Source organism: Gordonia sputi NBRC 100414, assembly GCF_000248055.1.
Lineage (GTDB): Bacteria > Actinomycetota > Actinomycetes > Mycobacteriales > Mycobacteriaceae > Gordonia > Gordonia sputi.
Genome location: NZ_BAFC01000004.1, coordinates 16,739 through 29,424 on the forward strand (window position 1 = coordinate 16,739; position 12,686 = coordinate 29,424).

Below are 12,686 nucleotides of genomic sequence, written 5' to 3' on the forward strand. Positions count from 1 at the left end.
GTCCTCGCCAGAATCGACAGGAGCCGGTTTCAGCCAACCTTCAGGTACCCGAGGGCACGCTGGCACCATGACCGGTCGTCAGAATGTCGCGGAGCACGTCCTCGTGAGTGCCCAACAGCGCGGAGTCACCCACGTTTTCGGCGTGCACGGCGCGAACATCGAGGACATGTACGACGCCGCGGCACGACTCGGCATGCCCACGGTGGTCGCCAAGCACGAGTTCGCCGCGGGAGCGATGGCAGACGGGGTGGCGCGGATGACCGACTCGCCGTCGATGGTCATCACCACCTCGGGTGGCGGTTCGATGAATGTCGTTCCGGCACTGGCCGAATCGTACGACAGCAGGGTTCCGGTGCTTGCCGTGATCGGCGTCGCACCGACAGCGCTCACCGCCCGGGGCGCGTTCCAGGACATGCTCGACGCGCCCGACACCATCGACCTGATGGGCGTGCTGCGATCGGTGACCGGCCACGCCGAACTCGTCACGCACACAACCGAGCTCGGGCCCGCGCTGAAATCAGCGTTCGACACCCTCGATCGGGGATTGCCCGCCGCCCTGGTGATCCCCAAAGACGTGCAGTCGCAGTCGATGTGGGAGAGCACAAATCAGCCACCCCCCTCGTCGGGCACAGACAGCGGACGTATCGACAGCGGACGTATCGACACGGACGAACTGACCATGCTCGCGCGACAACTCGCTGACGCTGTCGCAGACGGTGCACGCATCTGTCTCTGGCTGGGCGACGAGGCATCACGGGCACGCGTGGGAAACACAGTGCAACGGTTGGCTTCTCGGTTGGGTGCGACGATCGTTGCGTCGCCCGGCGGAGCGGATACCACCGACACCCGCTCGGGACACGCGGGCATCACCGGCGTCATGGGGCATCCGTCTGCGCGCGAAGCACTCACGTCGGCGTCGATCTGTGTCAGTATCGGCTGCCGCATGACAGCCACCGATCGCGGAGGTCTCGATCCGGCGCTCGATGACCTCGAGATCGTGCACATCGGGCGCCACAGCGCACGCCCGACCCGTGGCACGTCGATCGTCGGTTCGCTGCCGAATACGCTGTCGTACCTCGACGCCGAACTGGAACGACTGGGAGTCGACGAGCAGAGTGTGCCCACTGTCGGGATCGAATACCTCGACACCCCAACGGTTCCCGAGTCTCGGCTTCCCCACCTGCGAGAGATCATGGATACGATCGCCGACGCCCTTCCCGAGAGTGCGATCCTGTTTGCCGACGCAGGCAACGTCGGCGCGGCCGCGATCCACTACCTCACGCCGGTCACCGACGGACGGTTCACAGTCGCTCTCGGTATGGGCGGTATGGGTTACGCGATCGCGGCAGGGATCGGTGCGGCGATCGGACCGGCAGCGGACGGGAGGACGGTGATCGTCGCGGGCGACGGCGCTTTCTTCATGCACGGCATGGAGTTTCACACCGCCGTCGAGTATGACGCGCCGGTCACTCTTGTCATCCTCAACAATGACGCGCACGGCATGTGCGTCACACGGGAGAGCCTGTACTTCCCCGACACTCCGAGCGTGAACCGATTCAGACCAACCGACATCGCACGCGGCATGGCCGCCATGTTCTCCAACGTCGAGGTCCGCCATCCCGGCGACCTGCATGAACTGAGAGCCGACGCTGCCGAACTCTTCTCCGCCACAGGGCCGAACGCACTCGTCGTCGACTGCGATCCGGACGAAATACCACCGTTCCTACCGTTTCTGCAGAAAGGACTCCGATGACCATCGAGACCACACCGCTGGCCGACCTCGGCCGGCAAGCCGCCGAGCTCGACGGGTTGACCCGCATCGAGACACACCCACGACAGACCGCCACACCGATCATTCTCGACATGCTGCGATCGGTCTATCCGCACGACCAGATCTACGGCGACTTCTGTCCGGTGCAGGGATACGTCGACGCACCGCCTCGCGAACTCTACGAATGGCTCTCCGACACAAGGTCTCTCGAGGAGTGGACCTACAGTCTCCGCGGATTCACACCGACCGACGAGCCGGGGCTGTGGCTTGCGTCGGACAGACTCGGCGACGCCACCGACATCTACACGCGGACGGTCGCCAACCCCGACGCGATGACCGTCGACTATCACTGCGCGTGGGATCAGGGCAAACACCTGTGGATGATCTACCTGATGCGCGTGGTCGACGCACAGGTCGTGCTCAATAAGCCGGGGTCGGTGGTGCTGTGGACCAATTGCCGACATCCGTTCTATGAGCGAAATCCGTACCCGGAAACGGCACCGGCCGACCGGCCGGTCTGGGTCGGCGACTTCTGGGACATGTTCGCCGCAGGACACCAGCTCGAACTGAACAATCTCACCGCGATCGCCGAGTATCGGCACGCCAACAATCTGCCCCTCACCCCCGATTGGATGCGCTCATGAACAACCCGACTGCACCCGCCGTCGTCCTCGCCGACGTCGCGGGATATCTCCCCGAGAATCGCGTTCCGGCATCCTATTTCAGCCAGTTCGCCGAGAACGACGACCTCGCCGACAACATCATGTTCTCGGCGCCCGCGTTCCGGCACCACGCAGCGGAAGGCGAGACGTCGGCCGATATGATGCTCTCTGCCGCAAGAACTCTCACGGAGAGGCACGGCGACGACTACCTCGATGACGTCACGGTTGTCCTGACGCACAGCCAACTTCCCGAGGTACCGGTCCGCGGATGCGGTGGCGAACTCGCCGACCGTCTCGGTCTGCGACCCACCACGGTTCTCGACGTCCACAACGGCGGCTGCACCGCATTCATCCACATGATCGATCTCGCTGCCGCGCTGCTCGCGGCGGCGGGCGGCGGCAAGGCGTTGCTGGGATTGGCGCAGAACAGCGCATCACAGATCTTCACGCAGGAGCAGGTTCGCGGCAAGGCACAGGCCGCGATCCCCGGTGACGGCGCGGCAGCCGCCGTGGTGAGCCTCGACGATCCGGCAGGCTCCCCCGTCCTCGGACTGGTCACCCACTCGTACGGCGAGTACTCGGCCGACATGACATCGGTCGCAGAACCCGACCGTCGATACTGGGAAGCAGGTACCGGGGAGATCCACATCGGCTTCACCGAAGCGAAGATCACCAAGGTTCTCGCGCGCGGCAATCGCATGGTCCCCGCCGCTGCCATCGAAGTGGCCGACTCCATCGACATTCGGCCGTCCGAGCTCGATTGGTTCATCACCAACCAGCCGAACCGCATCTTTCTACGCAACTGGCGCGAGGCGCTCGAACTCCCCGCCGAGCGACACCCGGACACCTTCGACGAGTGCGGAAACCTGTTCGGCGTCGGACTCCCGATCACCCTCGACACCGCGGTGTCCGACGGGCGCATCCAGCCCGGTGACGTCGTCATGATGTCGGCGTTCGCCCACGCGGGAGATTTCGCCGGAGCGGCAGCGATTCGTTGGTCGGATCGTCACTAGTGCTCGCCGACAACATGATTCGACTCAATCTCAACGAATCCGCGTATCCGCCATTGCCTGCGGTCGCCGAGGTGCTCCATGAACAGGTGCTGTCGGCGCACCGCTACCCGGAGTTCACACCGCACGGTTCCCGTCGTGTCATCGCACACCATCTGGGCGTGTCCGACGATATGGTCACCGTCGGCGCTGGAGCAACCGGAGTCATCTTCCAGGCACTGCAGGCAGCTCTCGACCACCACGGGGGCGTCGTGCCCGAGTTGGTGACCGCGACCCCGACATTCGACGGATTCCCCATCCTCGCGCAGTTGCTGCGCATGGACTTTCGCGGTGTGCCGCTCGATCGCTTCGGCGGCGTCGACCTCGACGCGCTGCGCACCTCCGTCACCGCGGCCACCGTCGCAGTGATCGTCTGCTCACCACACAACCCGACGGGTACGGTCGTCGACGAACGCGAACTACATGCGTTCCTGACGTCACTGCCAGACCACGTGACGGTCATTCTCGATCAGGCCTACATCGAGTTCAGCACTGCCGCACCAGATCTGCACCGGCTGGTCGCACTGCATCCCCGCCTGGTGGTCGTCCGAACCTTCAGCAAGGCACACGGTCTCGCGGCTCTGCGGGTTGGATATGGCGTCGGTGACGAGCGGCTCATGTCGGGCATCCGTCGCTTCGAGATTCCCTTCGCCGTGAGTGCGCCGGCCCAAGCCGCGGTGCCGGTGGCATTGGCCGCGACGACCGCGCTCGCGCACCGGGTCGAGGCGATGCGCGCCGCGCGTGATCGGCTCTCCGCGCAACTGCACGCGATAGGTGCGTCGACCATTGCGGGTGAGGGCAACTTCGTCTATCTGCCCGGCGCGGACGGAGTGGCGCTCGGCTCACTGCTCGGCACCTGCGGCGTTGCGGTCAAGACCGTTCCCGGTCACGGCGTCCGGATCACCGTCGGCGACACCTTCAGCAACGCGCGTGTACTGGCCGCATTGCGCGCGACGGCAGCAACTGCCTGAGCGAGAAACTGCCCGGGCGAGCAACTGCCTGGGCGTGTCAGCGTCCCGACGCGAAGATCTGCTCGAGCACGTCGGGGAGTTCGGTGAAGGGTCCGGGAAAGAACTGCTCGTTGATGAAGAAGGCGGGTGTGCCGTTGACACCGCTGCGGAGTCCGCTGTTGATCTGACCCTGGATACGATCACCGAACTGCTGCGCACTCACCGCAGCCTCCGCTGCGGCGGCGTCCAGTCCGAGACTCGACGCCAACGCGCGGTAGAAGCCGTCGCCGAGCTGATCCTGGTTCTCATACAGCGCGTCGTGCGCCTCCCAGAACTTGCCCTGGCTACCGGCGTATTCGGCGACCTCCGCGGCTGCAAGTGCCTCCGGGTGGATCTCGGGAATCGGGAAGTTGCGAAAGACGAATCGCAGCGAGTCGGGGTAGGTGCGCTGGATCTGCTTGACGATCGGATAGGCCTGCCCGCAGTAGGAACACTGATAGTCGCCGTACTCGACGAGTGTGAGAGCGGCGTCGGACGGTCCCTGAATGTAGTCGTCGGATCCCACGGGTTGGGTCAGCGGCATGGTCGGCTCCTCACGCGTTCTTGTTCTTGAGGGCTTCGAGGGCGTCGAGAACCCCGTTCACACCCGGGTTGATGGCCATCGGCGACAGGTAGCTCCACGAGATGACACCGTCTGCGTCGACGACGAACAGCGCGCGCTTGGAGCATCCGGCCTGTTCGTCGTACGCGCCGTACTCCTTCGAGACCGCACCCTTGGGGTTGTAGTCGGCAAGCAGGTCGTAGCCGAGCTTGCGCGACTCCTTGAACGCCTGATGGCTCCACGCGCTGTCGACCGAGATGCCGAGGAGTACGGCGCGGTACTCCTGCAGCAGCGGCAGCGACTGGTTGAACACGGCGAGTTCGTCACCGCACACCTGACTCCAGTCGGCGGGATAGAAGACGAGGACAACAGGATTGCCCTTGAGTTCTGAGAGGCTCAGCGACTGATCGGGCGTCGCCTTGAGGGTGAAATCGGGCGCGGTGGTACCGGCCTCAAGGATGCTGTCGGGTGCGGTGCTTGTATCGGCCATACTCCGATCGTTGCACGCGGGAGGGGGTCACCGCACTGAAAGCCTGGCGACTTCTGCGTACCGACGTCTGCCGGTGGAGATGCGACGCAAACCGCTGTCGCACCTATACGTAACAGTGACTTTCGAGGCGTAGAGCGCCGATCGGGGAGTCCTCAACGACTCCCCGACCGCACTCAGTTCGACAGCACTCAGTTCGACCGGATCAGTTCACGCTCAGCTGTCGTCGGCGGCGCGATTGTCGGCGGCGTGGTGTGCCCGGCCCGCAGGAAGCTTCCCGTGCGCGTCGTGCCCACCGACGACGCGAACTCGCCGTCGGCGAACACTGTCTGCCCACTCACCATGACGGCTCTGATCGCGTCGTCGTTTCGATTCACCATGCGCGACATCTGGCCGAACTGTTCGATCGGCGCCTCGCCGTACGCCTCGAGCTGCTCGTCGAGGTGTACGGGATCGATCACGACGAGGTCGGCGCGGTCTCCGACACGTAGGTGTCCCGCGTCGATGTCGTAGAAGTCGGCGACCTCACCGGTCAGTCGATGGATCGCGTATTCGGTACTCATGAAAGGCTTTCCGGCCTGCTCGGCGTCGCGAACATGGCGCAGCAGTCGCAGTCCGCTGTTGTAGAAGGCCATGTTGCGCAGGTGCGCGCCCGCGTCGGAGAAGCCCATCTGGACTGTTGGCCAGGTGGCGATCTTCTTGAGCATCTCCGGACGGTGATTCGAGATGGTTGTGCGCCAACGAATCTCACGTCCGTGCTCGACGACGAGGTCGAGGAAGGCGTCGACCGGATGGAGTCCGCCGCGATCGAGTCCGACCTGGCCGAACGACTTTCCGATCACCGACTCGTCGGGGCACGCGACGATGTCGGCGTCGAAGAAGTCGCGGTGCCACACCCTGATGCCGAACTTCTGCTCGTAATCCTTGCGGAACCGGCGCCGGTACTCCTCATCTTGGATCAGCGCATCTCGTTCGATGTCGTCACGAAGATGCAATGCTGCTGCGCCGGAACCGAATTCCTCGAAGATCACCAGATCGATACCGTCCGCGTAAACCTCGAACGGCACCGGCAGATGCTGCCAGCGGAAGTCGCCGCCCAGCCGGTTGATGAGCGCGGTGGGCCGGTCCATCAGGATCAGCGCCTTCTCGTTCGACTTCACGTCGGCCGCGGACAGCAGTGACGTCTTGAGCACAGGGCGCCCGAAGCCGATCGACTGCACCATCTGCGACACCAGATTGAGCGGGTTCTGAATGTCGGGTCCCGACTGCAGCACACGGCCACTGTGCCGCAGCATGCTCTTGAGTCGGCGCAGTTCTTTGGGTTTGGCGTACGTCGACGGCAGCGTTCGTGACCGACACGTCACACCGTCGAGCTTGTCGAACTTGAGCTGCTGCGACGAGAGTCCGACAAATCCCTCGACGAGTGCGTCGCCGAGCATCTCCTCCATCCGCGCCTGCTCGGCATGTGTGGGTCGTACATCCGATCGTGTCGCACGATCGAGACCCATCACCGACGTCCGCATGTCCGAATGTCCAATGAACGCAGCCAGGTTCGCCCCGAGCGGCAGACTCTCCAATCGCTCGACGTACTCCTTCGGCGACGACCAGTCCTTGTGCTCGTCCACCGCGGCGATGACGTGGTCGCGCGGGATCGCTTCGACGCGCCCGAAGAGGTCGCCCGCCTCCTCGCCGTTGACGTAGATCGTCGACAGCGAGCACGACCCGATGAATACCGTTGTCACTCCGTGGCGAAGCGACTCGGTCAGTTCCGGGGTGTCGAGAACCTCGACGTCGTAGTGCGTGTGGATGTCGATCAGTCCCGGCGTCACCCACGCACCCTCGGCGTCGATGACCTGCGCGCCGTCGGTGTCGAGCGGCTCGGTACTGATCGCGGCCACACGACCGTCGCGAATACCGATGTCGCGGATCGCCGAGGGCGCCCCCGTGCCGTCGAACCACCGGCCACCTCGAACGACTGTGTCAAATGTGGACATGACCACTCCCTTCGCCGGGCTCATCGTGGCACAGATCACAGTCGATGTAGACACTTTTCCGAAAATGTATAGTCCAGTCGATGACGATCGATGACATCGCTCCCGACCTTCGACGCACCGCACGCTGGATTCCTCGCGGAATCGGATTGCGACACATGCCGCAAGCCGTCCTACGACTCGGCGGCGTGCCGCTGGCACGCCTGCGCGGCGTCCCGACGGTCAGTATCGCGCCGGGGGTATCGATTCGCCTGCACCGTCCGACCGGAGCACAGAACACCGGCACCGCAATGCTGTGGATCCACGGCGGTGGGTACGTGCTCGGTTCCGCCGGACAAGATGACATCTACTGCCGCGACCTCGCCGACGCCACCGGCATCACGGTGGCTGCCGTGAACTACAGGCTCGCACCGCAATTCCCGTATCCCACACCGCTCGAGGACTGCTATACCGCGCTCGCCTGGCTGGCCGAGCAGCCGTGGGTCGACAGCAATCGCATCGCGATAGGGGGTGCCAGCGCGGGCGGCGGCCTCACCGCGGCGCTCGCACTACTAGCGCGCGACCGTGGCGATATCCCGCTTGCCGCACAGGCTCTCGTGTACCCGATGCTCGACGACCGGACCGCCGCGACGCCAACGGGACGTCGATACGTGCTCTGGTCCGAGAGTGACAATAAGCGGGGGTGGGATCTGTACCTCGGCGCTGCGGACAGGCAGCGGGCCGTACCCGCACGCCGCGCTGACCTCGACGGTCTCCCGCCCACCTGGCTCGGCGTCGGAACCTGCGACCTGTTCCACGACGAGACACTCGACTACGCGCGACGACTCCGTGAGGCAGGCGTCGACTGCGAGGTTGAGGTCGCCGACGGCGCCTTCCACGCATTCGATCAGCTTGTGCCGAAAGCACCCACGACGCAACGATTCAACGAGTCACTGCGCTCGTTCCTGCGTAGGAAGCTCGCGTCCGTGTGAGGTCAGCCGTCAACCCCCGAAGCGTCGACGACCCCGAAGTCCTTGTGCGCCAATCCCGCAACCACACCACCGTCGACGACGAACTCCGCCCCCGTGGAGTAGCTCGACTCGTCGGAGGCAAGGTAGACAACAAGTTTCGACACCTCGGACGGTTCGGCTGCCCTGCCGAGTGCGGTCTGGAAGATGTCGTCGGGCACCCACTCCGTCATCGGCGTCTTGATCAAGCCCGGGTGCACCGAGTTGACCCGAATGCCGCTTGGCCCCAACTCCAGCGCAGCCGACTTGGTGAGTCCACGCACACCGAACTTCGACGCCGTGTAGCCGTGAGTGGCAATCGTCCCCGCCAAACCCTCGATCGACGAGATGTTGACGATCGAACCGCGACCGGCCTCCTTCATCTGCGGCACAACAGATTTGATGCCGAGAAACACCCCCGTGAGGTTCACGTCGAGAATCGTGCGCCAGTCGTCGAGCGAATAGTCCTCGAACAGGCCGAAGTTCACGATCCCGGCGTTGTTCACCAAGACATCCAGGCGCCCGAAAGTCTCGACCGTGAGCGCGACAGCGGCGTCCCAGTCATCGGGCTCTGTGACGTCGAGATGGACGTAGCGCACCCCGTCGCCCAGTTCATCCGCGAGTGCCTTGCCCTCGTCGTCGAGGATGTCACCGGCGACCACGCGCGCGCCCTCCGCGATCATCTCGCGCACGTGCGCGGCACCCATGCCCCGCGCGCCGCCACTCACCAATGCAACCTTGCCCGCCAGCCGCTCGCTCATCGTCTCCCCTTCCAGACTCCGTCTCGGCAGACCATACGCCCGTCGCTTCGTTGTATGGCGTAGATTTCTCCGATCGCGCAGATTCGGGGCCTGCGGGGTCGAGATGTCCGCAGAACGGCTGGCAGACCGACTCACAACGTAGGATGACACCGCGCCTTGAGTGCCACTGCTTGCGGTTTCCGCCCGTTTGTTGAGTGTGTCGTGCATACCTCATGAGACCAGTTGCGGACACGCATGCAAACGAATCGAACTCTTCGGATCAACTAGTTCCGAGGATCGTTTATGGCTGTATTCTGTTCTTTCTCTTGGTGTTACTGCATCTCATGTATTTCTGCGCCCTCTATCTCTTCCAGGATGTCGGCGATCTCACGGCGACTCCTCCGTGTGGCTTTTGCAAGCTCTACGACGGTCTTCGAGTCCAAGGCTCGACGGGTCCGCGCACGCTGGTTCACCTCGATAAACGCACGAATCACCCGATCGACGGTTTCGCGCTGGCGGAGGGCGAGTATCTCGGTCCCGGCCGGCGGCGTATAGGGCCCTGGACCTTCGCGCCACTCCGACTTCGCCCACTCCGCGACTTTCGCAGGGTCCGTTCTGAGCGCCTTCGCGATCCTCCCTAGGTACTCCGGCCGGGCGCCACGCGTGTTAGTCCCGTGAATGATGCGAGAAACAGTCGACGGATGGATGTCGACCGCCAACGCCAGCTGGCGCAACGAAGGGTCGCCGTGTGGACCAGTGAATCCAGCATTGAGCAACGCTGAATACCAGGGCTCGGGGACCATAGTTCCGTTAGTCATTCGCACATTATCTATGTGCCGCCCAGACCGCCGACACAGGGGATAACATGTCGGTCACAAGACGCGCAACGGCGCCCAGGAGGGTTGGCGAACCATGTCTCTGAACGAACACCAGCGCCGCGTCACCAGCGCGGAGCTGCGCGCGAATCTCGACCTCGCCGACCTCGATACCGCAACGCTCGCAGCAGAACTCGGCTTGTCGACGGCTGCAGTCGAGGACGCGCTCGACATCGGACCGGCGACCGATCCAGCACTCGTGTGGCGCCTGCGCGATCACCTCGAATCCGCGGCCCGTGCGGCGGGCGCTGCGCCGCACGAGTACACCTACCTTCCCGAGCGGATGAGATCGGCCGCGCAGGTCTGGTTCGGCGTCGGAGATCACCGCTTCTCGGACTGAGTCGCTCCACGCGATGGGCTTGCCGACGCATTCTCAGCGCTCCTTCAGCGACCGACGGTCACACTCGTGCGATGGACACGATCGCAGGACTGCCCGCGCACCCCCTCCTTGTTCACCTTGCCGTGGTGGCGATTCCCCTGACGGCCGTTCTGGCGATCCTGGCAAGCCTCTGGCCGGCAGCGCGCCGACGGCTCGGCTGGTTCACGTCGGCGGTCGCGGTTGTCGCAATGGCCATTACTCCGCTCACCACTTCCGCGGGTGAGGCATTGGAGAAGCAGGTGCCGCGTTCAGAAACACTGCACCGACATACCGAGCTCGGCGGCCAGATGCTCTATTGGGTCGCAGCGCTTTTCGTACTGGTCGTGCTCTCCTGGGCGATGTACGACGACACCATCGCACGACGTGTGCCCGCTGCGGCCTCGGTACGCACTCATCGTTGGCTGCGAGTCGGGCTCGCGGTGGCGACTATCGTTGTGGCGCTTGGCGCTCTGGTGATGGTCGTCCGCGTCGGCGATTCCGGGGCGCGGTCTGTGTGGCTGGGCTGACGACGGTCACACGGCACACAACGGCCACACGGCAGACAACGGCCACACGGCGATTCCCGTTCTCAGATCACCTTGTCGATGTCTCCGGTCAGCTTCTCGGGCTTCACGGTCGGTGCGAAGCGGTCGACGACCTGGCCGTCGCGGTTCACGAGGAACTTGGTGAAGTTCCACTTGATGCGATTGCCGAGCACGCCCGACTTCTGCTCGCGTAGCCACGCGAAGAGCGGATGCGCGTCGGAGCCGTTGACGTCGACCTTCGCGAACATCGGGAAGCTGACGTCGTAGGTGAGCGAGCAGAAGTTCTTGATCTCCGCCTCGTCGCCCGGCTCCTGGTGAGCGAACTGATCACAGGGGAACCCGAGTACGACGAGTCCGCTCTCGGCGTAGGTTTTGCTGAGCTCTTCGAGTCCCTTGTACTGCGGGGTGAAACCACACTTCGACGCCGTGTTGACGATCAGCAGGGGCCGCCCCCGAAAATCGTCGAGGTCGACGGTGTTGCCGTCGATGTCCGTTGCCGTGAAATCGTAGGCACTGGTCATGGGCTTACCTCCGCGTCGATCCGATCAGCTTCTCCGCAGCCTATCCGACGAACGAATAGCCTCGAAGCGTGCGCACCTCAGATGACTTCCGCAGGGCTTGGCACACCGTCCGCACCTCGCGGTTCGCGCCCGCGCTGGTGATCGTGGTGATCCTGGGTATCGCCGCGGCGTTGTTCGTCGGCTCCTACACCTACTCGACGGCCAACCCGAAACCCGAACGCGTGCCGATCGCGGTCGTCGGCACCCTGCCGCCACCACAGTCGGCCGACGTCGAGGCACGGCTCGCACATGAACTCGGAAGCTCCGTCGACGTACGGCATCTGTCGACTCACGCCGAGGCCATGGAACAGCTGCAGAACCAACAGGTCTTCGCGGTCGTCGACATCGACACCACGGCACGCACCATCGACGTCGACCTGTCGAGTGCATCCGGCGCGACGGTCGCCCAACTCCTCGAACAGAGCATGCCGCGTGCCGCCGCCGGGACCGGGTACCGCGTGAGCATCCGCGACGTCAACCCGCTGCAACCGCGAGATCCGCACGGGCTCACCATCTTCTACATGATGCTCGCCGCGGTCATCATCGGATTCGTCGGCGCGATCCAGCTCGGCGTGCACGCCAACAAGTTGCGGCCTTGGGAGAGAATCGGATTCACCGCGTTGTACTCGCTACTGGGTGGCTTCACGATCTGCGCCATGATCGACTGGATCATCGGTGCGCTGACGCTGCCGGTGCTCGAGGTATGGCTCATCCTCGCCCTGACAATGTTCACCTGCGGCATGATCTTCACGATGTTCAGCGCGATGTTCGGACGCTGGGCAATTCTGCCGACGTGGGCGGTCATGGTACTGCTGGGCAATCCCTCATCGGGAGGCTCCGTCGCGTGGCCGCTGCTACCCAGGGTGATCGCGACCATCGGCGGCTGGCTGCCACCCGGCGCGTCGGTCAACGCACTGCACACCGCGGTGTATTTCCGTGGGCATCAACATGTCTGGCCGTTTCTGGTGCTCACCGTGTGGTCCGCGGTGAGTATCGCCGTCTACCTGTTCGAGCGACGCGTTCGGGGCCGCAAGACCCCGAACGCACCGGCCGCCGACATCGGCGCCGCCTGATCTCGCGACAGGCCCCAGAAACCGATGGGCCTCAGAAA

14 protein-coding genes are annotated in these 12,686 nt (G+C 64.2%); 8 read left to right on the plus strand and 6 right to left on the minus strand.

All coding sequences use genetic code 11. The annotated features are described in order from the left end of the window. Positions 1-67 precede the first annotated feature (67 nt). From GOSPT_RS00215 to GOSPT_RS00230, 4 genes are read left to right on the plus strand one after another with little or no spacing between them, the layout of a single operon-like run. The gene (locus tag GOSPT_RS00215; RefSeq protein WP_005201786.1) at positions 68-1,753 is read left to right on the plus strand and encodes a thiamine pyrophosphate-binding protein; all 1,686 of its coding nucleotides are present in this window, start codon (positions 68-70) and stop codon (positions 1,751-1,753) included. Then, the gene (locus tag GOSPT_RS00220; protein ID WP_005201788.1) at positions 1,750-2,415 is read left to right on the plus strand and encodes a hypothetical protein; all 666 of its coding nucleotides are present in this window, start codon (positions 1,750-1,752) and stop codon (positions 2,413-2,415) included. Before GOSPT_RS00215 ends, GOSPT_RS00220 begins: the two co-directional genes overlap by 4 nt. Beyond that, entirely contained in the window at positions 2,412-3,446 is a 1,035-nt protein-coding gene (locus tag GOSPT_RS00225) for a 3-oxoacyl-ACP synthase III family protein (protein ID WP_005201789.1), read from the plus strand. The genes GOSPT_RS00220 and GOSPT_RS00225 overlap by 4 nt, the downstream gene beginning before the upstream one ends. Next, a complete protein-coding gene (locus GOSPT_RS00230) occupies positions 3,446-4,453 on the plus strand; it encodes a pyridoxal phosphate-dependent aminotransferase (protein ID WP_005201791.1) in 1,008 nt (335 codons plus the stop codon). Before GOSPT_RS00225 ends, GOSPT_RS00230 begins: the two co-directional genes overlap by 1 nt. A 37-nt stretch (positions 4,454-4,490) precedes the next feature. On the opposite strand, the gene GOSPT_RS00235 is transcribed toward GOSPT_RS00230, so the two are convergent. From GOSPT_RS00235 to GOSPT_RS00245, 3 genes are all read right to left on the minus strand, one after another. Beyond that, entirely contained in the window at positions 4,491-5,015 is a 525-nt protein-coding gene (locus GOSPT_RS00235) for a DsbA family protein (protein WP_005201793.1), read from the minus strand. 10 nt (positions 5,016-5,025) lie between these two features. Beyond that, the gene (locus GOSPT_RS00240) at positions 5,026-5,523 is read right to left on the minus strand and encodes a redoxin domain-containing protein (protein WP_005201795.1); all 498 of its coding nucleotides are present in this window, start codon (positions 5,521-5,523) and stop codon (positions 5,026-5,028) included. 188 nt (positions 5,524-5,711) lie between these two features. Next, a complete protein-coding gene (locus GOSPT_RS00245) occupies positions 5,712-7,514 on the minus strand; it encodes an N-acyl-D-amino-acid deacylase family protein (protein ID WP_005201796.1) in 1,803 nt (600 codons plus the stop codon). Positions 7,515-7,594: 80 nt separating this feature from the next. Here GOSPT_RS00245 and GOSPT_RS00250 point away from each other — a divergent pair, with 80 nt between their 5' ends. Then, a complete protein-coding gene (locus tag GOSPT_RS00250; RefSeq protein WP_005201798.1) occupies positions 7,595-8,482 on the plus strand; it encodes an alpha/beta hydrolase in 888 nt (295 codons plus the stop codon). Between the two features lie 2 nt (positions 8,483-8,484). Here GOSPT_RS00250 and GOSPT_RS00255 read toward each other — a convergent pair whose 3' ends face one another. After that, positions 8,485-9,258 (minus strand): glucose 1-dehydrogenase, encoded by a 774-nt coding sequence (locus GOSPT_RS00255; RefSeq protein WP_005201800.1) that lies wholly within the window; start codon positions 9,256-9,258, stop codon positions 8,485-8,487. Between the two features lie 311 nt (positions 9,259-9,569). After that, positions 9,570-10,055, minus strand: a complete 486-nt coding sequence (locus GOSPT_RS00260) for a helix-turn-helix domain-containing protein (protein WP_039854106.1) — start codon at positions 10,053-10,055, stop codon at positions 9,570-9,572. A gap of 94 nt (positions 10,056-10,149) precedes the next feature. Between GOSPT_RS00260 and GOSPT_RS00265 the strand changes: the two genes are divergently transcribed. Next, complete coding sequence (locus GOSPT_RS00265) at positions 10,150-10,452, plus strand: DUF2316 family protein (protein WP_005201805.1); 303 nt, start codon at positions 10,150-10,152, stop codon at positions 10,450-10,452. A 71-nt stretch (positions 10,453-10,523) separates the two neighbouring features. Further along, entirely contained in the window at positions 10,524-10,997 is a 474-nt protein-coding gene (locus tag GOSPT_RS00270; protein ID WP_005201808.1) for a DUF2231 domain-containing protein, read from the plus strand. 62 nt (positions 10,998-11,059) lie between these two features. Here GOSPT_RS00270 and GOSPT_RS00275 read toward each other — a convergent pair whose 3' ends face one another. After that, positions 11,060-11,536, minus strand: a complete 477-nt coding sequence (locus GOSPT_RS00275; protein ID WP_005201810.1) for a glutathione peroxidase — start codon at positions 11,534-11,536, stop codon at positions 11,060-11,062. Between the two features lie 68 nt (positions 11,537-11,604). Here GOSPT_RS00275 and GOSPT_RS00280 point away from each other — a divergent pair, with 68 nt between their 5' ends. Next, positions 11,605-12,648, plus strand: a complete 1,044-nt coding sequence (locus GOSPT_RS00280; RefSeq protein WP_005201811.1) for an ABC-2 transporter permease — start codon at positions 11,605-11,607, stop codon at positions 12,646-12,648. Positions 12,649-12,686: the final 38 nt, after the last annotated feature.